Source organism: Vibrio sp. YIC-376, assembly GCF_052353105.1.
Lineage (GTDB): Bacteria > Pseudomonadota > Gammaproteobacteria > Enterobacterales > Vibrionaceae > Vibrio.
In genome coordinates, this window is sequence record NZ_JBBWFK010000008.1 from 83,636 (window position 1) to 106,319 (window position 22,684).

A 22,684-nucleotide genomic window follows, 5' to 3' on the forward strand; every position below is an offset into this window, starting at 1 on the left:
AATGATCAAGATGACGGACTTAAACACTCAAAAAGCTGACAACCTTTCTGAGCACGTGTCAAAGAAAGAAGCAGAAATGGCTGAAGTACTGGCTAAAATTGTTCGCGACAAATTCCAGTGGGTTGCAGAACGTAAAGCCTCTCAGCATTTGAGTACTTTCCAATCTGATTTAGAGCCATCCGATCGTAACTTCTATGATGCGCTCAGAGGCGAAAAAACGGTCTTCATTACTGAGTGTAAAAAAGCCTCGCCATCTAAAGGGCTCATCAGAGACGATTTCGATTTGGATTACATCGCATCGGTTTACAACAATCATGCTGATGCTATTTCGGTCTTAACTGACGAAAAATACTTTCAGGGCAACTTCGAATTTATTCAACAAGTGCGTAAACAGGTTAAGCAACCTGTGATATGTAAAGATTTTATGGTGGACACTTACCAAGTTTACCTGGCACGCCATTACGGCGCTGACGCTATCTTGCTGATGCTGTCAGTACTTAACGATGAAGAGTACAAAGCATTAGCTGAAGTGGCACACAGCCTCAATATGGGAGTCCTGACAGAAGTCAGTAACGAAGAAGAACTTCATCGTGCCGTAGACTTGGGCGCGCTCGTCATCGGTATCAATAACCGCAATTTGCGTGACCTGAGTACCGACTTGAACCGCACTAAACAGCTTGCGCCAATGATTCGAAAACTTGCACCTCAAGCAACGATAATTTCAGAGTCTGGCATTTACACCCATCAACAAGTTCGCGATTTAGCAGCTTACGCTGATGGTTTCCTGATTGGCAGTTCGCTGATGGCAGAGCATAATCTCGAGCTTGCGGTTCGCAAGGTAACTCTGGGCGAAAATAAAGTCTGTGGTCTGACTCACCCCGACGACGCAGCCAAAGCATATCAAGCGGGCGCGGTATTTGGTGGTCTGATTTTCGTTGAACAGTCTAAACGTGCCGTGGATTTAGAGACCGCCCGTCTGACGATGAGCGGCGCACCACTTCAATATGTTGGCGTATTTCAAAACCATGAAATTGATTTTGTATCCGCGATAGTCACATCGCTCGGTTTAAAAGCGGTTCAACTGCATGGTTCTGAAGATCAGCACTACGTTAACCAACTAAAAGCAGAGCTCCCTTCCGGCGTGGAAATCTGGAAAGCCTACGGAGTTCAGGACGTGCTGCCTACATTACTGGCTGAAAACGTTGACCGTCACTTGCTCGATGCGCAGGTCGGCAACCAATCCGGTGGCACCGGACAAGTATTTGATTGGTCACTGATTGGCGACCCAAGTCAAATCATGTTAGCGGGAGGACTCTCCCCTGAGAATGCTCAGCAAGCAGCAGCACTAGGCTGCTTGGGATTAGATTTAAACTCTGGCGTAGAAAGCGCGCCAGGTAAAAAAGATGCTCAGAAGTTGCAAGCCGCGTTTAACGCTATTCGCAACTACTAAAACTATTTCGTAGCAAAAAAGACGAGAAGGAATATCACGATGGCAAAACTGAATGCCTACTTTGGCGAATACGGCGGTCAGTACGTTCCGCAAATTTTGGTTCCAGCATTGGAGCAACTAGAGCAAGCGTTTATTGACGCACAGGAAGATCCAGAATTCCATAGCGAATTTATGACGCTACTACAAGAGTATGCTGGTCGCCCAACCGCGCTCACTCTTACTCGAAACTTAACCAAAGGCACAAAAACCAAACTGTACCTAAAGCGTGAAGATCTACTTCATGGTGGTGCTCACAAAACCAACCAGGTGCTTGGTCAGGCGCTACTCGCAAAACGCATGGGTAAGACTGAAATCATCGCGGAAACTGGGGCTGGCCAACACGGTGTAGCAACCGCCTTAGCCTGTGCGCTACTTGGCCTGAAATGCCGTGTTTATATGGGTGCGAAAGATGTCGAGCGTCAAAGCCCGAACGTATTCCGTATGAAGCTGATGGGTGCGGAAGTGATTCCTGTTTATTCTGGTTCAGCCACACTTAAAGACGCATGTAATGAAGCACTACGTGACTGGTCTGGTACTTATGAAAATGCACACTACTTATTAGGTACTGCAGCGGGCCCTCACCCGTTCCCGACTATTGTTCGTGAATTCCAACGCATGATTGGTGAAGAAACCAAAAACCAAATTCTCGCTCGCGAAGGTCGTCTTCCGGATGCAGTGATTGCTTGTGTCGGTGGTGGTTCGAATGCAATTGGCATGTTCGCTGACTTCATTGATGACGAAAGCGTACGCCTTATTGGTGTCGAGCCTGCAGGTAAAGGCATTGATACAGACCAACACGGTGCACCGCTTAAACACGGTAAGACTGGGATTTACTTCGGTATGAAAGCACCGATAATGCAAGATGAAAATGGCCAGATTGAGGAGTCTTATTCTGTTTCTGCGGGTCTGGACTTCCCATCGGTAGGCCCTCAGCACGCCTACCTGAATTCAATTGGCCGAGCAGAATACGCGAACGTCACCGATGATGAAGCGCTGGATGCGTTCCAGGAAATCGCACGTAGCGAAGGCATCATTGCGGCACTTGAATCCTCTCACGCACTTGCGCATGCACTGCGCATGGCTCGCGAAAACCCAGAAAAAGAACAGCTTTTGGTAGTTAACCTATCTGGCCGTGGTGACAAAGACATCTTCACCGTTAATGCCATCCTAGAAGAAAAAGGAGTGATCTAATGAGTCGTTATGAGAAGATGTTTGCGCGCCTGAACGAGAAAAACCAAGGTGCATTCGTCCCGTTCGTCACGGTTTGCGATCCAAACGCCGAGCAATCATACAAGATAATGGAAACACTTGTTGAATCTGGCGCTGACGCACTTGAACTAGGCATTCCATTTTCAGATCCACTTGCAGACGGTCCGACAATCCAAGGCGCAAACAATCGTGCATTGCAATCTGGCGCGACACCGGACATCTGCTTTGAGCAAATCGGTAAGATCCGTGCAAAATACCCAGAGTTACCAATCGGCCTGCTGATGTATGCTAACTTGGTTTTCTCCCGTGGTATTGAGGACTTTTATGAGCGCTGTGCTAAAGCCGGTATCGACTCCGTGCTTATTGCTGACGTACCGACTAACGAAAGCGCAGATTTTGTTGCAGCGGCAGAGAAGTTCGGCATTCACCCGATCTTTATTGCACCACCAACGGCCAGTGATGAAACCTTAGCGCAAGTTGCCGAGCTAAGTGGCGGTTATACGTACCTGCTTTCTCGAGCTGGTGTAACAGGCACAGAAACTAAGGCAAATATGCCAGTTGGGCAGTTGTTAGAAAGACTGAATCAATTTGATGCGCCGCCAGCACTACTTGGTTTCGGTATCTCTGAGCCAGCACAAGTTAAGCAAGCGATAGAAGCCGGCGCGGCAGGTGCGATTTCTGGCTCTGCTGTGGTTAAAATTATAGAGACGTACGTCGAGCAACCGCAAATTATGCTCGATAAGCTTGGTGAATTTGTGTCAGCTATGAAAGCAGCTACTCAAAAATAACTAACTTCTATAGAAATAAGCTAAACGCCCGCTGATTACTCATAGCGGGCGTTTTTTATTGAATGGAAAATAAGAATCCTTTCCCAATAGAGCATTTCAAAATAAGTCAGTTTGAGTCATATAGAGAGCCATCACAATTTCAGATCTTAAGCCATACACAAAGATAAGCTCGTTAAGTGCACCCAGTTATAAGGTGTTAATATACCCAAACAACCTCGAGATGCTAGGTTCAGCGAGAATGACTTGGTTTACAGACGCGGCAACGATTTGAAGGTCTAGTGGTTCTAAATCAAAAATCGTTAACAAAGGCTGTGAGCCAAGACAACTCGCCCTCCGGGAGCGTGTCACTCACATGATTTCTGCGTCAAATAACTTGGAAAGAGCTCGCTATTTCGCTGCGTGTTCTTTCCTTGAGAGTAGGCCTTGAACTTATGCCAGTGACAACGCTCTGAATCCTGCATCTTGAAGTCGCTTGGGTATATAACAAAATTAAAAGTTCAGCATTAAGGTACCGACATGGAAGAGTTAAAAAAGTTGTTGCTTCAATGCCCTGTCCTATCCGGATTACCGGAAGAAGGCATTAATGACGCGGTACAAATTGCGCGAACCCGGCATTTCGATGAGAAGGCACTCATCTGTAACAAAGGGGACAATCACTCCTCCTTGATGGTCATTGCGAAAGGTTCAGTTCGCGTCAACTCGATCAGTCCCAAAGGAAAAGAAGTCACGTTGATGATTTTTGATACGGGCGGTTGGTTTGGTGACAACGTTTTTTCACCAGGAATGCCACGAATATTTGGTGCAACAGCGCACTCTGATGTCACCCTGTTAGAGCTCCCTGGAGACAAGTTTCGTCAACTTCTGGCGAAGTATCCGCAAAGCTATCCTGTAATACTCGATCTGATGAGCCGTAGACTTTGGTCCGCAATATCCGTTATTGAGGATGATGCCATCAGAGGGATTGAAGAACGCATTGGCCGAAGATTATTGCTGCTCGCAACGTATCAGACCAACCAGCCTATCAATGCCGCCCCTTGTGTTGTACGTGTAACACGAGAGCACATCGCCAATATGATGGGGCTCACCAGACAAAGTGTGCACAAGGTATTAAAAAAACTAGAAGCATTGGGGACACTCACCCTAAGTTACGGAAGTATCACCATTCACAACCCGCTAGAAATGGAAGAGTATCTCAAGCAGCTTGAATAACGCTTCCGCTCTGAATGTTAAAAATGTTAGTAACCGCGCACGCAACAAAAAAGACCGCTAAGAAATTAGCAGTCTTTTTTCGTTTCTACGCTCGTTAAAACCTAAGCTACTTTGAGCTCAGATTTCAGCTCTCGTTTCAAAATCTTACCTGTAGCACTCATCGGAAGTTGCTCGCGAATCTCAACAAAGCGCGGATACTTAAATGCAGCTAACTGCTCACGTCCCCATGCTTGTAATTCTGCAGCTTCAACATCTTGATCTGGTTTAAGTACAACGTAAGCCTTAATTTCTTCGCCGTACTCTTGATGCGGAATACCAATCACTGCGACCATGGCGACTGCGGGATGTATCATAAACACTTCTTCGATTTCACGAGGGTAAACGTTAAAGCCACCACGGATAATCAAGTCTTTGATTCGATCCACAATGTACAAATTACCTACCTCGTCAAAACGACCGACGTCGCCAGTATAGAACCAGCCATCTTGCAGTACAGCTTCTGTCACTTCAGGGCGTCCTAAATACCCTTTCATGACATTGTGGCCACGTACGATGATTTCACCTTCTTCACCTACTGGTACGCAGTTGCCCTCTAAATCAACAAGCTTGACTTCCACACCCTGGACTGGCTGACCAACCGAGCCAGGAACACGCTCTTGATCTAAATGGTTAAAACAAGCAATCGGACTAGTTTCAGACAGGCCGTAACCTTCCAATATCGGCACATTGAATTTTTCTTCGAATGCACGGAACACTTCTGTTGGTAGCGAAGAGCCACCACTCACTGCAACTCGGAGTGAAGATATATCACGGTCATGTTTTGCGTGAAGCATGCCGATGTACATCGTTGGTACACCTGCAAAAAGGGTCACCTTATGTTTTTCAATCAGCTCGAGAATGTGCGTTGGTTCAAAACGAGGGACAAGTACCAGCGTGGCACCACTCAAAACACTAGCATTCAGGTGCACCGTTTGGCCAAAAGTGTGGAACAGAGGCAAAGTAACCAGGTGCACATCATCAGCTTGAGCGGCCATGAGATTCTGCCCGACCAGCGCATTCAATACGATGTTTTGTTGCGTTAGCTCAGCACCTTTTGGCATACCAGTAGTACCCGATGTGTACAGAACTACACAAGTATCATCAGCGTTACGCGGCACGTAATCAGCCAGTGGCTCAACGTCGCGAATAAACGCATTAAGAGTTGGTATACCACTCCATTCCAATTCAGTCTGCGATAGCGTCATCACGACCATGTTTTCACACGATTCAACTTCATTAAACGCTCTTACACCTTCTTTAGCCATTGGCAAGTCTGATGTTCCTTCAAAGCAGAAATAAAACTTAGCATCTGAGTCTTCTAGGTGATATTTGATTTCTCTCGCTTTCAAAAGAACGTTCAGCGGTACGGCAACTGCACCTGCTTTCTGGACTGCAAAATAAATAAAAGCAAAGAACGGCAGATTAGGGCAAGATAATGCAACTCGGTCACCCGGCTTAACACCACTATTGATCAAAGATGTCGCTATTTTGCCGGCAATTGCATCAAATTGAGCGTAGGAAATTTCCAAGTCACCGCATATCAACGCTGTCTTATCAGGCTTACTGGCAGCATTTCGCTGCAGAGCAGCAGCAAGATTCATCATAATGACTTCACCTCTAGATTATTGGCATTCACGTTGTTCTCAAGGATTTAACAACAAAAAATTAACGATATAGTGGCTTATACGGTTCTTTATGTCCTAAACCCCACCACTTGTTAACATTATATTTACAAGAGTTATCACCCCAAGAATGTAAAACATTTAACATTTATGAAGGTGAAATAATCAAAATGTGAGCTTGCATCCTAATTATTGTCAGAAATATCAAGCAACAACACAGTTCGAACACCACTCATAACAACAAAACAACCCATTAACATAAAGTTAACCCAGACAATTTCAATTCATTAACTACATTAATAAAGACTCCGAGATCCCATAGAAATCACGAATAGCAAACGTTTGCTATTGAGTAAAAAATTAGCTTTCGTCAATGAAATATCGATTTTTTCATCAATAACCCTATTTCGTATATTGCCAATTGTGAATGATACGTGTAAAAAGCAGGGGCGAAATTATTATCCATGAAATAAATTTTGATTGGTGTGTAATTTCAGGATTTGATATTTAGTTAGCACAGAGGTTATGGAAGTGTTAAAAGAAAAGAGTTTACTAAACAACATTGGCGTGCAAGTCGTCATCGCAATGATCGTGGGTACAGCCGCTGGTGCCCTGATGGGTCACGACGCAACAGTATTCGCGCCACTAGGTGCTATCTTTATTAACCTGATCAAGATGCTAGTAATCCCATTGGTTGCTGTTGCTCTGATTTCTGGTGCTGCTGGTCTTGGTAACAGTCAGTCAGCAGGTAAAGTTGGCGCGGTAACACTAGGTTTCTTTGGTTTAACATCAGCTCTGGCAGTAGCACTTGCTCTGTTTATGGGCGAAGTATTCCAACCTGGCATTGGCATCGACGTTTCTGGCGTTGAAGGCATGTTCTCAGCAGAATACGCTTCTAAAGGTGAACTACCTACTTTCTGGGCAACCATTACTGGTATGATCCCAACTAACGTTTTCCAATCACTGAATGATGCGAACATCCTGCAAATCCTAGTATTCTGCATGTTCTTTGGTATCGCAATTTCTCAACAGTCTAAAGAGCGCCGTGACCCTATCATTAATGGTGTGAACTGCATTGTTGACGCGATGGTTTGGATGATCAACAAGGTTATGATCATTGCGCCTATCGGTGTATTTGGTCTGATGGCTGAAGCAGTAGGTACGTTTGGTTTTGGCGCACTGATGGTCGTGTTTAAGCTATTCGTTGTCTACACCGCAGCTATTCTGATCTTTGGCTTCATTGTATACCCTGCAATGGTTCACGTTTTCACTAAGACTTCTGCGAAGAAATTCATTTCTTCGATGAAGAAGCCACAAGCAGTTGCGCTGTCAACAGCATCATCAATGGCAACATTGCCTGTAACGATGGACACGTGTGAGAAAGATCTTGGTGTTAGAAACTCAACAGCATCATTCGTTCTGCCTCTAGGCGCAACGATTAACATGTCTGGTAACGCGATCTACTACGGCTTGGTAGCAATCTTCTTCGCTCAACTGTTTAACATCGATCTTGGCATGGGTGCTTACATCGCGATCATCGTGACATCTACTCTAGGTGCAGTTGGTCAGGCAGGTGTACCTGGACCATCATTCCTGGTTGTTGCGGTTCTGCTAGCGGCTGGGATTCCAATTGAAGGTCTACCACTACTGTTTGCTCTAGACCGTATCTTTGACATGATTCGTACTGCCCTAAACATCACTGGCGATGCTGCGTGTGCTGTTATTGTTGACTCTCTTGTAGAAGAAGAGCAAGCAGAGAAAGAAGTAGAGCTTAATAAGCAAGAAGCTTAAGTTTTCTTCGAAATTTTTAAGAAGCCGCTCTAAACGAGCGGCTTTTTTTTATCCAACTTTTGCATTAGGTAACCATACTAACAGAAACTGGTAGCATAATTTATTCAAAATGATATAACGCACCTATAAACATAAAAAAACGTCTGTTCTAGGTTGTAACATGAGTCTAAAGTTGTCTTTAGATCTTATCTCCCATGCGGATTGGTCTATTCATAAGAATCAAAGAGTTGTAAACAACAGCGTTCTTAACAGAACCAACTGTCACTTGCTGTCTGGCTTGTTTTTACCAAGCGTAGATAAGGCTAACCATGCCCGTTTTTTCGCCTGCGAGTTACACTCAGAATCTCACACTTTTAGCGTAGCTAGTGGTGGTAAAAGTCACCTCCAAACATTTCGACTCATCTCCAAGGTGAAGCGTAATGTTTGATTTTGGTTTGGCAGGTCTGCTTTACCCAAAAGCCATCACACTATATGCCACGGTTGCCGTTGTTCTCTTCTGGCTGCTGTATTACTGCTATCGCCTAAGAAAAAGGAATGAGGCAGTTTTTGGTTCCCACCACGCGCCATACATCGCGTACTCTTCATGCATCATTCTCTGGATTAGCAGCAATGCATATTTTCATACTGATCTATTAGTGATATTTGGATCAAAGGGCGGCATCTTCATGGCTAAACTAGCTAATTTAGCTTCCTTCTTCTCATTCGCCTTTGCTTACTACTTCTCATGTCACTTACTTGCGGAACAAAAAAAGATCTACGTAAAAAAATGGCAGCAAGTGCTGTTTATCCTACTATCCGTGTACTCATTGCTCATTAACTCACGTCCTGGGTTGACAGTAGAAAACGTGATGATCAGCGGACCTAGTGAGTTTGTCATTGAGTTTGGCTCACATACCCCCTATTTCTTCACTTCTATCTTGGCGTTCATTGTGCTGACACTCGTCAATCTTATCCGCATGCGGGCCAGCAGCAGTAAACTAGCGCTAGCCAAAAACAACTATATGATCGCCGGTATCTTGGTATTCATGCTTTCAACAACCGTCATTCACTTAGGATTAACGTATTTCCTTGGTGACTTCTCACTGACATGGTTACCGCCGGCTCTGTCCATCAGTGAGATGCTCTTTGTCGGTTACGCGTTGTTGACTTCACGTTTCTATAGCGCGAAATATCTCGCTTATTTAACCATAACAGCACACATAACATGTGCGCTATACGTCATGCCTCTGGGATCCATGTTGATACCTATTTCTTATAGTAATCAATGGATTGTTGCAATACCAATGTGTGCATTGGTAGGCATTACATGGCGCTGGGTCTTTCGATATGTGGGGTATTTTGTTAGCTATTTAATTTACTTTCGTAAATACACTCCGGTACAACAAATACTTGCTTTAGAAGGCGACTTTAAGAGCTCCATCGATAATGCAATGAGTAAGCTTGGTACCTTACTCAACATTCCCGAAAACAAGCTGCAATTGGTGAGCAGTCACTATACTCAGTCGTTTTACGAAGATTACCTGAACTCAGACAAATCGGTTCTACTGGTGGATGAAGTATCTGAGGAAATCAACTATGCATCTTCAAATAGAAGCTCTCTGAGAAAACTCTATCGACGAATGCGATCTAACGATACCGCGTTAGTGATGCCCCTGTTTGGTCAGAGTAAATCCGTTTCCCACCTTTTGATCTCTGCGCATAAAAGAAATCATCAACTGTTTTCTAACGAAGAGATTTCAGCCTTACAAACACTACTGACTCGCGTACAAAGCACTATCGAAACAGACAGAGAAGTACGTCAAAGTCGTGCACTCGCCCACTCCATCGCACATGAAATGCGTAACCCTCTGACTCAGGTACAGCTGCAGTTTGAAGAACTCGCACAACATATCGAGTCTGGGACATCACTGAAAGAACTCAAAGGTGACATTGATAAAGGGCAAGCTGCAATTCAAAGAGGGCGTCAACTTATTGATATCATCCTGAGAGAAGTCAGTGACACATCGCCGGAGCAGGAACCTCTTGCGGTAACCTCCATGCATAGGGCCATTCATCTGGCTGTTAGCCGCTATGGTTTCGAAAATGAAAAGATAATTGAAAGAATCCATCTACCTCAACATCACGATTTTGTTGCCAAGCTCAATGAAACACTCTTTAGTTTTGTCATTTTCAATCTGATTCGCAATGCCGTTTACTACTTTGACTCTTATCCTTCAAGCCAGATTGAGATCAGTACTCAAACCGGAACCTACGAAAACATTTTAATCTTCAGAGATACTGGACCAGGAATAAACAGCGGTATCCAAAATAAGATCTTTGATGACTTTTTTTCGTATCAGAAGAGTGGCGGTAGCGGCCTTGGCCTGAGTTACTGCCAGCGGGTAATGCGCTCATTTGGCGGGCGAATTGAATGCCACTCTGTTGAGGGAGAATTTTCAGAGTTTTACCTCTATTTCCCTGTTGTTCCTAACTCGCCAAAAGCGGAAACATTAAGATCTCCGGATATTGACTGGAATAACCCTCAAAGTGATATAAGAAAGATGCGTTTAAGTCATCTACAAATGGGGGAACCTGCACCAACAGTGCTCATTGTCGATGATAAAGAGGTGCAACGTACGTTGGTCCGACTGTATTTAAAACAGCTTGGCGTCGATAGCTTACAGGCAAACAATGGCGCAACCGCAATCGAGATAGTGAAATCCTGTAAAGTAGATTTAGTCTTAATGGATGTACAGATGCCTGTAATGAACGGTTATGACGCGAGCCAAAGCATTAAGCAGATATCCCCTTCAACTATCGTGATTGCCTTATCAGGGGAATCTGGTACATCAGAATTAGAGCGGATCGATACACTGATGGATGACCGTTTGCTTAAGCCAACCACCTTAAACGCACTACGAGACATGTTGAATAAATGGCTCGGTCAAGACAGCAATACCGCATCAAGCTCTTTTTAATGCACCTGCAACTAGTTGGCCTATTTTATGCTTAATTTTATGCTTAAAGGATAAGTAAATCGAATTATCCAAATCGTTATTCTTCAAACGAACAGCCAAAAAGTTTGACAGGGAGATGGGCATGTTAGCCTGTAGACAAACTTATCACCGTCTGATTCATCACGGCGTTAAAGCGTTACTATTAGACCGTGTAGGATACTACACCGAAGAAAAGTACCACCAATATCTTAGCTTGATGACAGGTAAGACTTCGTGTTTTAGCATGAGCGATGAAGAACTTGCCGCCACTGTAGATAATCTACTGGGCGAAGGTTATCTGGAAGAGGTAAAAACACGTATTCCCAAGTTTCAAGATGTAGCCTAAACTTGACTTAAGCGACAGTAAATTGCCGCCCAAATTGCGGCAATTTTTGTATCGAATTGTCTCGAAGTATTCACATTATTCGAGATTCCGCTAGACTGTCTGCAACTCAATAACTAGGTAGTTTTCTGCAACATGAAGCAAATTCTTGATTTTATTCCACTCATTGTCTTCTTTGCCTTGTATAAGATGTATGACATTTACGTTGCGACTGGGGCTCTTATCGTGGCGACGGCTATTCAAATCGTTCTGACATACGCGCTTTACAAAAAAGTGGAAAAGATGCAGTTAATCACATTCGTGATGGTGGCTGTGTTTGGCGGAATGACCATCTTCCTTCACGATGACAACTTCATCAAATGGAAAGTAACCATAGTGTACTTGATCTTTGCTATTGGTCTTGCAGTCAGTCATGCAATGGGTAAATCTGCAATTAAAGGAATGTTAGGTAAAGAGCTCTCTCTTCCGGAGCATATCTGGACTCGTATCAACTGGGCTTGGGTTGGCTTTTTCTCTTTCTGCGCTGGTTTAAACATTTACGTTGCGTACCAGTTACCACTAGATGTTTGGGTTAACTTCAAAGTGTTTGGTCTGCTAATAGCGACATTCAGCTATATGATCGCAACAGGTTTCTATATATACAAACACATGCCAAAAGAGCAGAAAAATAACTCATCCGATGTATCGGTTGATGATTAACAGCTCAGCTTTGCTATAATCCGCGCAAACATATATTAACAGCGACCTCCGGGTCGCTGTTTTGATCTAGTTCCAGTAAATGTTTGCGCTTAATTTGAGCGCTGCCGATAATTTAGGATGTCACAATGAGCCAAGAATTTAACTCTCCGAAAGGCCAACTTCTGCTTCGTACCCTTGCAATGCCCGCTGATACCAATGCGAATGGCGATATCTTTGGTGGCTGGATAATGTCTCAGCTCGACTTAGCTGGCGCTATTTTGGCAAAGGAAATCTCTTCAGGACGCGTAGTGACCGTTTCTGTTTCGAGCATTACCTTTAAAAAGCCAGTTAGCGTAGGTGATGTAGTGTGTTGCTACGGCGTATGTAAGAAAATTGGCCGCACTTCAATGAGTGTTGACCTCGAAGTTTGGGTTAAACCAGTGAAAGTTGATGGCATCGAAGATCGCTTTATGGTGTGTGACGCAACCTTTAATTACGTTGCGATCGACAGTGAAGGAAAGCCACGCCCAATCCAAAAATAATACCTAGACGTCCTAATCAGCGGAAAAATCTCACATTTTCCAATGTTAACTTGTGAGTAACGCCAAAAAGTCGTTAAATTAGGACTCCAACCTACCAATTAAGGAACTATGCTATGTGGTACGTCATCTTTTCTCAGGATATCGAGAATTCGTTAGAAAAACGCATGAGTGTTCGCCCTCAACACCTTGAACGTTTACAGAAACTTCAGGATGAAGGCCGACTTCTGACCGCGGGCCCAATGCCAGCGATTGATTCTGATAATCCAGGAGAAGCCGGGTTTACAGGTTCGACTGTCATAGCTGAGTTTAATTCTTTGGAAGATGCGAAAGCATGGGCAGATAAAGACCCTTACGTGGCAGCGGGCGTTTACGAAAACGTGATCGTAAAACCGTTCAAAAAAGTGTTCTAATTTATGAAAAAATTACTGTGTTTCTTCCTAGCGCTTAGCGCGCTAGCGGGTTGTACATCTAGTAGTGAGAAAGAACATCAGTTGGAGCTTTTGGCATCTAACCGAGCTGGTGTTTTATCCTCTGGTCTACCGTTAGAGTACGGACCATTAAAAATCATGCGCGTTTCTTCTAACAAGAATGTGATTGAGATGATGATGATCTACAACGATGCTGCTGTTGGTGCAAAGCCGTTAGCCCAGGTACTCAATTCCAGTATCTACACTTTCTGCAACAAGCCTGACATTCGGGACCAAATCAATATGGGTTTGATGTATCGAATCAAAGTTCGTAACTCTCGTGGGCAATTAATGGCAGACGAATTGATTTCAGAACAACGCTGCAACAATTAACCACAGTAATTTGGCAAGCTAGTTCAGCATTGACTCAAGTCCAAGTATCGCTGCTGAATAGCAAGTTAAAGACACATAAAAGCAGGGATTCAAACCCTGCTTTTTATTTCTGCTCGTTTATGCCAGTTCAGCACGAAGCTTTTTCGCCGCTGAGACTAAGTTGGCTAACGCTGCCTCCGTCTCCGCCCAGTTACGTGTTTTTAAACCGCAATCTGGGTTCACCCACAAACGCTGTACCGGAATTTTTTCAGCCGCTTTCTTGATAAGTCCTTCAATCCACTCTTGTGTCGGAATGTTTGGCGAGTGAATATCATACACACCCGGACCAATTTCGTTCGGGTAGTTAAACTCTTCAAACGCCTTCAGTAACTCCATATTAGAGCGCGATGTTTCAATCGTAATCACATCTGCATCCAGCGCCGCAACAGAATTGATGATTTCATTGAACTCGCTGTAACACATATGAGTATGAATTTGTGTCTCCGGCTTCGCGCTACCTGCAGAAATCTTAAACGCATCCACAGCCCATTCCAGGTAAGATTTATGATCACGCTTTTTGAGTGGAAGCCCCTCACGTATCGCAGGCTCATCAATCTGGATGATATTTATGCCAGCATCTTGCAGGTCAGAAACTTCATCACGTAGTGCTAATGCCAGCTGTTGTGCAATCTCCTGACGCGTGATGTCTTCACGTGGGAATGTCCAACACAGAATCGTTACAGGGCCGGTTAACATCCCTTTCATTTGTTTACTTGTTAGTGACTGAGCATAGATAGACCATTCAACCGTGATTGGTTTTTCTCGTTCAATATCCGCAACAACGATGGCTGGTTTCACACAACGTGAGCCATAGCTCTGTACCCAGCCGAATTTAGTGGTTTGGAAACCAGCCAGATTCTCTGCAAAGTACTCCACCATATCGTTACGCTCAGCTTCACCATGCACTAACACATCCAGATCCAGCGCTTCCTGACGTTTAACAGCATCAGCGATATGCCCTTTCAGTGCTTGAATGTATTCAGATTCAGAAAGCTGACCGGCGCGGAAAGCACTTCGCTGAACTCGGATTTCACCTGTCTGAGGGAAGGAGCCGATTGTTGTGGTAGGCAATAAAGGCAAGCCTAATACTTCCGCCTGATGAGCCGCACGTTCTGCGTAAGGTGCACTACGCTCTGCAAGTGACGATGTAATACTATTGATACGCGCCTGTACTTGAGGCTTATTAACATGCGTTGCTGTTTTGCGCGCTTTGATCGGCTGGCTGTAAGTATCACATGCCAAAATTGCGTTTTGATCTCCATCCAAAGCTTTACCTAACAGTGATACTTCCTTAACTTTCTGCTTGGCGAAGGCAAACCAACTTTTCACTTCTTCGCTAAGCGTCGGTTCAAGCTCAAGGTCGACCGGGCTATGTAGCAGAGAACATGAACTTGCGATCCAAAGTTTATCACCTAACTGCTCTTTGACAGGCTGTAAACGTTCTAGCTGCGCGCCTAGGTCTGAACGCCAAACGTTACGTCCATTTATAACGCCAGCAGACAGAACCCAACCTTGTGGTAACTTGGCGACAACTTCATCCAACTGTTCAGGTGACGCAGAAAGGTCGATGTGCAAGCCGTCAACGGGCAGCTCGACAATTTTGTTTAAAGTATCTGTTACCGAATCAAAGTAAGTCGTCAACAGGACTTTGACGTCACTGCGGATTACCTGATACGCCAGTTTAAAGGAATCAGCCCATTTACTTTCAAGTTGAAGAGATAAAATTGGCTCATCGATTTGAACCCATTCCACACCTTGGCTGGCCAGTTTTGCCAAAATCGCCTGATACGCAGCCAGCAATCTTGGTAGCAGTGTCAGACGGTCAAAATCGTCTTCAACTTCTTTACCCAAATAAAGGTAACTCACAGGACCAAGTAGCACAGGCTTTACTTGATTCCCTGTTTTTACCGCTTCGTTCACTTCTTCAAATAGCTGCGGCCAGCTCACCTCAAACGTATCGTCTTTACTAAATTCTGGCACGATGTAATGGTAGTTAGTATTGAACCATTTCGTCATATCAGAAGCGGCGGTACCAGCGCAGTCGCAAACGGTCTGGGATTGACCGCGGCCGACTTTAAACAGGGTGTCGAGATTAGGAAAACCATTAGCATGGCGTTTTGGTACGTGTCCCAACAACAGCGTTGTAGTGAGTACGTGATCGTACCATGCGAAATCGCCGGCAGTGACGAAGCTCAGACCTGCGTCCGATTGTACTTGCCAGTTCTTCGCTCTCAAATCTGCACCTACCTGTTTCAACTGCGCTTGATCAATCTCTCCATGCCAGTATTTTTCTAGTGCAAATTTCAGTTCACGTTTTTCCCCAATGCGTGGGTAGCCAAGTATGTGCGTTGTTGTAGCCATTTCCAGATTCCTTCTTCAATTTGTTTGGGTCAGAGCATCTTGCACTTAATCACTAAGATGTCTGGATGGCTAAACTATCTCTCTACAGAACAAATTGAACAACATCCAAATATTCAACTTGTTTATTAAAAAAATTCATAACGTAACCTTCTACTAAATCAATTTCTTAAATAAATAGACGTCTAGACGTTTACATATCCATGTTTTATGGTTAAGTTAGTAAAGTTCATGACGAGCTAGAAAGGATGAAAGAGATTCATGATAGAGCTAAAACATTTGCGTACCATTACCTCGCTTCGAGATACAGGCTCATTGACGGCAACCGCAACCGCATTGCATTTGACTCAATCGGCTCTTTCGCACCAAATTAAAGATCTCGAATCGCGGATTGGCGGGCAGTTATTCCTTAGAAAAACCCGACCGGTAAAGTTCACCTCTGAAGGAGAGATTCTGTTGCGTCTGGCAGAAGAAATTTTGCCTAAACTGGCAAGAGCAGAAAATGAACTGGCCAGTTTGAAAGAAGACGTCAACGGCAGATTACACATGGCTATTGAGTGCCATTCCTGCTTCCAGTGGCTGATGCCTGCATTGAGGGAGTATCAGCTGGCGTGGCCAAGTGTGACACTGGACTTCTCTTCTGGTTTTGGATTTGAACCTTTACCTGCCCTGCTCGCCGGGGAGCTTGACCTTGTCATAACATCCGATATTCAGCCTCGCTCGGAAGTACATTATGAGCCCCTGTTTGATTTTGAAATGCGCTTGATCACTTCCACCAGCCATCCACTAGCAGACAAGGCGATCATCGAGCCACTCGATCTGGCAGATCAAACCATGTTGTCTTATCCCGTGCAGAAACAGCGGTTAGATGTGGTAAAACACTTCTTACAGCCAGCTGGCGTCGAACCAGCAAAATGGAAACAAGCTGACAATACGTTGATGCTGGTGCAAATGGTATCGGCGGGATTAGGGGTTGCAGCGTTACCAAATTGGGCAATATCAGAGTTTTCACGTCAGGGATTGATCACCAGTAAGCCTTTTGGCAAAGGATTATGGCGCCGCCTGTTTGCTGCTGTTCGAAACTCGGAGAAGGATAAGCGTTATTTACAGGCATTCTTTGCAACTGCAAAACAGCAATGCAAAAGCCACCTTGACGGAATCAAGATGGCTTGACGCTTCGTGGAGATTACCAGACTGCGTAGCGAACTCGAGCTTTCGTTAGATTTAACTAGCGTTCGTAAGATTTAAATTGATTGGTGAGAGGGTCGTATTGGTAGCCAAGCATATCAAGCTTGCCTACTACCGACTCTGTATCCATCTCATATGTCGAGACCAATTCGTCAAAACTGTCACACTCTAAGCGTAGTTTTTCGTTGACGATGCCTAATAAAATAATGCTATCCAGATTACCTACATTGCTTAAATCCATCGCGACACTCCTCTTCGACAACGTATATATACAGCGTAGACACAATTTCGCGATTTTAAAGTAAGTCCAATCTAGATCGTGAGCTGATTGGCAGGCAGTTAGGCTACCAATGTAAATAAACCTTGCAGGCTGGTCATGGATGCAAGAGCAAGCAGAAAAGCGACCGCAAGCTGCGCTTTTTCAGGCTTTTTGTGAGTAAAAATATGCCAACACCAAACCACAATTGAAGAGATGAGCGTCACTAAGGCAACTAGGATAGGTTGAGTAGCGGTAAGTAATGCCGCCTCATCTAGCTGATAAGACGAAAACAGCGTCGCGATAACCAACAACATGCCAGACACAATACCAGCCACTGGCAAAATTCGGTGAAAGGCTTGCAAACGGCTGCGTGCAATCGTAAGAAGCAATTGAGAAAACGAAGCACCCAGGAAGAAGATCATTAACGTCATGGCTGCCGCTGCTGGCCAGTTAGTTTGTTCAAAGACTTGAATAGCCACATAAGCAAACGCCAAACCATTCGCCAAATGCAGTACCCACAACGGTCCTTTCTCACGCGTTTTTTTGGTTTGAACCTGAGAGTAGAAGTAAAAAATTGCAAACACCACCATAAATGCTTCAATACGAAGTGATGCCACCGCCAGCCACATGACCCCAATTGCAGGTAACATTTTGTGAAGACGACCTCGCTGACCCGGACAGATATCGCCCTTAATCAGAAGCAAAGTCAGTAGCGCTTGTGCGCCAAATAACATCGGTGGGAAAGTAACCAGCAATTGTTGAATCATAGTGAATGCAAGCTCTAAGTCGTTTGGGATGGCGATAATAGCAAATCACCCATCCCCAAACCACCTAAACCCGATGTGGCTTTTGCCCTAACATGATGCCAGATATTTCAATACGTCCTCTTGAGTCAACAAGCCCCTGTATTTCTCATCCGAATCACATAATATCCACGGAAAAGTGACTTCTGCTTTAACGAGGTCTCGAATGACGGATACGGGCAAATTCGAATTTACTTGAACAAACACTTTATTCATCACTTGGTTTACAGAGTATTCGGCTATTCTATCGCTTCCCTGCTCTACCTTAACTGAAGATATCATATGCAGATTCAATTGTTCTTTGGTAATGACACCGACGCAACGATTGTCACTCACTACGACTAAAGGAAAATCCGATGACAGGTCTATAATATCACCCAGTGTAGATATTGGGTCGTCTGGCTCCAGACATCTTACGTCTCTGCGAGTCAAAGATTGCAACGTCATTTCTTGAGTCGCCGCGACGGTTACTTCTTTAAACAAACTCTGATGATATTGAGGTTGCTCTAGCCAAACAGCTGGTACGGCTTGTGAAAATAAGAATCCTTGCAGATAATCCACACCGATCTCTGTCAGTGCATGGCGCTCTTGCTCTAATTCCACCCCTTCCGCAATCACTTTCAATCCCAAACGGTGAGCAAGCTCGGTTATCGCTTTGACAATGTAATAGCTGCTGTTGCTCTCATGAATATTCATGACAAACTTACGATCTATTTTTAGAAGATCGAATTGTCCTTTTTCCAAGTAAGAGAAAGACGCATATCCAGTACCAAAATCATCTATAGCGATTTTAATGCCTTCTTGCCTGATATGCTTGAGAGCCTGTGTGTGCTCTTCGTCTTGTTCAAAGTACGTGGTTTCCGTTAGCTCTATCGTCACCAGCTCAGGATTAATACCACTTGATTTAATCAGATCCATTGAACGCTGAAGAACCTGTAATGAATCTAACTTAGTACTCAGAGATCGGTTGATCGAGAGCCCAATATCTTGCTCATAAACACACTGAAGATTGGACCATAACGTAAGCGCGGTTCGACAGACCAAGTCGTCTAACGCTGCAATGAGTTCAAGGTCTTCGATGATTGAAATCATCTCCTGCGTGCTATAGCTACTATTTTCATGATGAAATCTCGCCAACGCTTCAAACTTGGCAACTTTGCCTGTCCGCGTTTCTACAATTGGCTGAAAATAGACATCCACCAACTCACTATCTATCTGCTTTTTTAGGAATATTTCTAAGTGCTGACGTTTCAATAATTCAGCATGCAATTTACTGTTATAAAAATTGTAATAGCCACTTTCACCCACTCTGGACGACACCATGGCCTGAACGGCAAGCGAGAGTGCCTTTTTGGGGTTGCTTGTATCGTAGCCAAGTACAGACACGCCGGTTTGACCCTCCACAACGGTGGCGTACATTGTGGCCCCCAACTCACTCTTTAGTTCAGCGAAGAAGCCTTTGATCGCAATTTCAATTGATTTTATAGAACTTAACCATTGGCAATGAGGCGTTTGTAAACAAACCACGAACACATTTCGTGTCAACTGACCCGTCAAGCTTGCATAGCGGCTACGCATAATGAAGTCAGCAAAGCCTAATTGCTGCTCCAGCAAACAGTGCTGATTGAAGTTAGGCTTCAAAGTCATAACTATATTGAGACCGTTATAACCGCGCTCCTTTGCGAGACTATCCAGCTTAATTTCAAACTCATCTTTTGTTGGTAGAAACAAGAGCCAGTCATGTTCCTGTTCGCTGCGATTTTGCATCCACATCAATACTCTTCTATGTGCTGTCTTTGCCGACTCACTCATTACTTGGCCCTTCTTTCTTACACCCTAACTTCGACTGCCGTAGCTAAATGCGACTGATGTACCTTGCGAGAATAACACTCTATTGCAGTGCACTAAATTGATTATAAATGCATTTTCCCATACGAACTTACTTGCTTATAGGTTGTATTAATAATGGGACATGTGATGGTCACAATCGTAATAACCACAAGGTGTTCAAGGTAATATCAGATAAAAAACCATCGATAATTCATCTACATTTTTACAATCTAAATAAAACTCGATGAACTAAGCTTGAATAGACAAGTTTGGTATAGATACCTGATCCTCAAATCGCTATAATTCGCGCTCCCTGGAACAGAGAGCAAAATATGACCAATAACATCACTCCTATTCATGAGTACAAAAAATACTGGGCCGAGTGTTTTGGTACGGCACCTTTCTTGCCGACCAGCCGCAAAGAAATGGACGCCCTAGGATGGGATAGCTGTGACATTATCATTGTTACAGGTGATGCCTATGTGGATCACCCGAGTTTTGGTATGGCTATCATTGGCCGTCTGCTGGAAGCACAAGGTTTCCGAGTAGGTATCATTGCTCAACCAGAATGGCAGAACAAAGATGCCTTCATGCAGCTTGGTAAGCCAAATCTGTTCTTCGGGATCACTGCAGGTAACATGGACTCCATGATCAACCGTTACACTGCGGATAAAAAACTCCGTCACGATGACGCGTACACACCAAATAATGAAGGTGGCAAGCGACCTGACCGCGCCACACTGGTTTACTCTCAGCGTTGTCGTGAAGCCTACAAAGAAGTGCCTGTCGTACTGGGTGGTATTGAAGCCAGCTTACGTCGTGTTGCTCACTACGACTACTGGTCTGATAAAGTTCGTCGTTCCGTACTGTTTGATGCTAAAGCAGACATTCTGCTGTTTGGTAACGCAGAACGTGCTCTGGTTGAAGTAGCACACCGCTTAGCTGATGGCGAAGACATTTCGACCATGACTAATATTCGTGGTACTGCGGTGAACCTGCCAGCAGAGCCAGAAAACTACACGATTATCGATTCTTCTCGTATTGAAAAGCCTCGTAAAGAAGCCTTCGTACCTAAGAACCCTTATGAGGTAGAAACGCAGTGTGAAACCAAGAAAGATGAGCCTGCATCAGCTCAGCCTATTACGATTCGTCCTTCTCGTCATGACGCAGCGACCACAGCGGTACGTCTGCCTCCATTCGAAAAGCTGAACAACGACCGTATTCTGTATGCGCATGCAAGCCGCGTAATGCACTTAGAAACCAACCCATATTCTGGGCGTGCACTGATTCAGCGCCATGGTGACCGTGAACTTTGGGTCAACCAGGCTCCGATTCCACTGGCAACTGAAGAGATGGATTTTGTCTTTGGTTTACCTTATGCGCGAGTTCCTCACCCGATGTATGGTAAAGCGAAGATCCCTGCGTATGAGATGATTAAAACCTCGGTTAATATCATGCGCGGCTGTTTTGGTGGCTGTTCTTTCTGTTCAATTACCGAGCATGAAGGCAGAATCATTCAAAACCGTTCGAAAGAGTCGATCATCAACGAAATAGAAGAAATACGAGACAAAGTTCCGGGCTTTACTGGCACAATCTCCGATCTTGGTGGTCCAACTGCGAACATGTACCGCCTAGGATGTAAAGATCCAAAAGCAGAAGCGAACTGTCGTCGTCCGTCTTGTGTGTTCCCGGGTATCTGTCACAAGCTGAACACTGACCACAAACACACCATCGACCTATACCGTGAAGCACGCAAAGTGGAAGGCGTGAAAAAGGTAATGGTGGCTTCGGGCGTACGTTACGATCTCGCGATTGAATCACCGGAATACGTGAAAGAGCTGGTTACTCACCACGTTGGTGGTTACTTGAAGATTGCACCTGAGCACACCGAGAAAGGCCCACTGGATCTGATGATGAAGCCAGGTATGGGCACGTACGATCGCTTTAAAGAGATGTTCGAGAAGTACAGTGCAGAAGCGGGTAAGAAACAGTATCTGATTCCTTACTTTATTTCTGCTCACCCGGGCACTGAAGATGAAGACATGCTGAATCTTGCACTTTGGCTGAAGAAGAACGACTTCGAGTGTGATCAGGTTCAGAACTTCTATCCATCACCGATGTGTAACGCGACCTCGATGTACTATTCAGAGACTAACCCTCTGAAACGAGTGAAATACAAGCAGCGTGAAGATGTTCCTGTCGCTAAAGGTGAACGCCAGCGTCGCCTGCATAAAGCACTGCTGCGTTACCATGATCCGGCTAACTGGCCGATGATCCGTGAAGCGTTAATCAATATGGGCAAAAAGCATCTGATCGGAGATAAACCAACCTGTTTGGTTCCGGCTGAAGATGTCGATACACAAACACCGGCTCAGCGCCGAAAATCAGGCCGCCATGGGGCGAACCGCTTTGCGACTAAACATACCAAGAACCAACCTGGTTTTGGTGGACATCTTGAGAAACGCTCTGAAGGCGGTTCTCGCGACGGAAAACCTTCAGGAAACCGTAACGGTTCGGGTAAAACACAAGGTGGTCAAGGTCGTGGTAATACTGGTAATAGCAGCGGCCAGCGTGCAAACGGTTCGAACTCAAACCGTCCAAATGGTGGCAAGCCTCAAGGTGCAGGTCGCCCACAAGTTCAGGGCAAACCAGCTGGTCAGCGTAAACCTAAACGCGGATAATCGATAACGGCTAAAGTTATTAAAGGGCTCCAGAAGCAATT

The 22,684-nt window shown here is 44.7% G+C and carries 18 protein-coding genes; 13 read left to right on the forward strand and 5 right to left on the reverse strand.

Annotated elements, in window-relative coordinates:
* Positions 1–10: 10 nt before the first annotated feature.
* The 4 genes from trpCF (at position 11) to WJM94_RS15990 (ending at position 4,695) form a co-directional block, all read left to right on the forward strand.
* Positions 11–1,450: a bifunctional indole-3-glycerol-phosphate synthase TrpC/phosphoribosylanthranilate isomerase TrpF gene (trpCF, locus tag WJM94_RS15975; protein ID WP_444495182.1), complete on the forward strand. Its 1,440-nt coding sequence runs from the start codon at positions 11–13 to the stop codon at positions 1,448–1,450.
* A gap of 39 nt (positions 1,451–1,489) precedes the next feature.
* Entirely contained in the window at positions 1,490–2,680 is a 1,191-nt protein-coding gene (gene trpB / locus WJM94_RS15980; RefSeq protein ID WP_444495183.1) for a tryptophan synthase subunit beta, read from the forward strand.
* Positions 2,680–3,486, forward strand: coding sequence for a tryptophan synthase subunit alpha (trpA, locus tag WJM94_RS15985; protein WP_444495184.1), 807 nt, complete (start codon positions 2,680–2,682; stop codon positions 3,484–3,486). The genes trpB and trpA overlap by 1 nt, the downstream gene beginning before the upstream one ends.
* A gap of 516 nt (positions 3,487–4,002) precedes the next feature.
* A complete protein-coding gene (locus WJM94_RS15990) occupies positions 4,003–4,695 on the forward strand; it encodes a Crp/Fnr family transcriptional regulator (protein ID WP_444495185.1) in 693 nt (230 codons plus the stop codon).
* 101 nt (positions 4,696–4,796) lie between these two features.
* On the opposite strand, the gene WJM94_RS15995 is transcribed toward WJM94_RS15990, so the two are convergent.
* Positions 4,797–6,338 carry a long-chain-fatty-acid--CoA ligase gene (locus WJM94_RS15995; protein WP_444495186.1) on the reverse strand — a complete coding sequence of 514 codons (1,542 nt, stop codon included), beginning with the start codon at positions 6,336–6,338 and terminating at the stop codon, positions 4,797–4,799.
* 543 nt (positions 6,339–6,881) lie between these two features.
* On the opposite strand from WJM94_RS15995, the gene WJM94_RS16000 reads away from it, so the two are divergent.
* From WJM94_RS16000 to WJM94_RS16030, 7 genes are all read left to right on the forward strand, one after another.
* Positions 6,882–8,147, forward strand: coding sequence for a dicarboxylate/amino acid:cation symporter (locus tag WJM94_RS16000; protein WP_444495187.1), 1,266 nt, complete (start codon positions 6,882–6,884; stop codon positions 8,145–8,147).
* A gap of 419 nt (positions 8,148–8,566) precedes the next feature.
* Positions 8,567–11,104: a hybrid sensor histidine kinase/response regulator gene (locus tag WJM94_RS16005; RefSeq protein ID WP_444495188.1), complete on the forward strand. Its 2,538-nt coding sequence runs from the start codon at positions 8,567–8,569 to the stop codon at positions 11,102–11,104.
* Positions 11,105–11,225: 121 nt separating this feature from the next.
* Positions 11,226–11,468, forward strand: coding sequence for a hypothetical protein (locus WJM94_RS16010; protein ID WP_444495189.1), 243 nt, complete (start codon positions 11,226–11,228; stop codon positions 11,466–11,468).
* Positions 11,469–11,600: 132 nt separating this feature from the next.
* Positions 11,601–12,164 (forward strand): septation protein A, encoded by a 564-nt coding sequence (locus WJM94_RS16015; RefSeq protein ID WP_444495190.1) that lies wholly within the window; start codon positions 11,601–11,603, stop codon positions 12,162–12,164.
* A gap of 125 nt (positions 12,165–12,289) precedes the next feature.
* A complete protein-coding gene (gene yciA, locus WJM94_RS16020; protein ID WP_444495191.1) occupies positions 12,290–12,685 on the forward strand; it encodes an acyl-CoA thioester hydrolase YciA in 396 nt (131 codons plus the stop codon).
* 113 nt (positions 12,686–12,798) lie between these two features.
* On the forward strand, positions 12,799–13,095 hold the full coding sequence (locus tag WJM94_RS16025; protein ID WP_444495192.1) for a YciI family protein: 297 nt from the start codon (positions 12,799–12,801) through the stop codon (positions 13,093–13,095).
* Positions 13,096–13,098: 3 nt separating this feature from the next.
* Positions 13,099–13,485 carry a GspS/AspS pilotin family protein gene (locus WJM94_RS16030; protein WP_444495193.1) on the forward strand — a complete coding sequence of 129 codons (387 nt, stop codon included), beginning with the start codon at positions 13,099–13,101 and terminating at the stop codon, positions 13,483–13,485.
* A 117-nt stretch (positions 13,486–13,602) separates the two neighbouring features.
* Here WJM94_RS16030 and metE read toward each other — a convergent pair whose 3' ends face one another.
* Entirely contained in the window at positions 13,603–15,885 is a 2,283-nt protein-coding gene (gene metE / locus WJM94_RS16035) for a 5-methyltetrahydropteroyltriglutamate--homocysteine S-methyltransferase (RefSeq protein WP_444495194.1), read from the reverse strand.
* Positions 15,886–16,143: 258 nt separating this feature from the next.
* On the opposite strand from metE, the gene WJM94_RS16040 reads away from it, so the two are divergent.
* Positions 16,144–17,055, forward strand: coding sequence for a LysR substrate-binding domain-containing protein (locus WJM94_RS16040; protein WP_444495195.1), 912 nt, complete (start codon positions 16,144–16,146; stop codon positions 17,053–17,055).
* Between the two features lie 55 nt (positions 17,056–17,110).
* On the opposite strand, the gene WJM94_RS16045 is transcribed toward WJM94_RS16040, so the two are convergent.
* The 3 genes from WJM94_RS16045 to WJM94_RS16055 form a co-directional block, all read right to left on the reverse strand.
* Positions 17,111–17,311: a DUF4250 domain-containing protein gene (locus WJM94_RS16045; RefSeq protein WP_014232424.1), complete on the reverse strand. Its 201-nt coding sequence runs from the start codon at positions 17,309–17,311 to the stop codon at positions 17,111–17,113.
* Between the two features lie 98 nt (positions 17,312–17,409).
* Positions 17,410–18,096, reverse strand: a complete 687-nt coding sequence (locus tag WJM94_RS16050) for a hypothetical protein (protein WP_444495196.1) — start codon at positions 18,094–18,096, stop codon at positions 17,410–17,412.
* Between the two features lie 87 nt (positions 18,097–18,183).
* A complete protein-coding gene (locus WJM94_RS16055; protein WP_444495197.1) occupies positions 18,184–19,944 on the reverse strand; it encodes an EAL domain-containing protein in 1,761 nt (586 codons plus the stop codon).
* Between the two features lie 350 nt (positions 19,945–20,294).
* Here WJM94_RS16055 and WJM94_RS16060 point away from each other — a divergent pair, with 350 nt between their 5' ends.
* Positions 20,295–22,643: a YgiQ family radical SAM protein gene (locus WJM94_RS16060; RefSeq protein WP_444495198.1), complete on the forward strand. Its 2,349-nt coding sequence runs from the start codon at positions 20,295–20,297 to the stop codon at positions 22,641–22,643.
* Positions 22,644–22,684 lie beyond the last annotated feature (41 nt).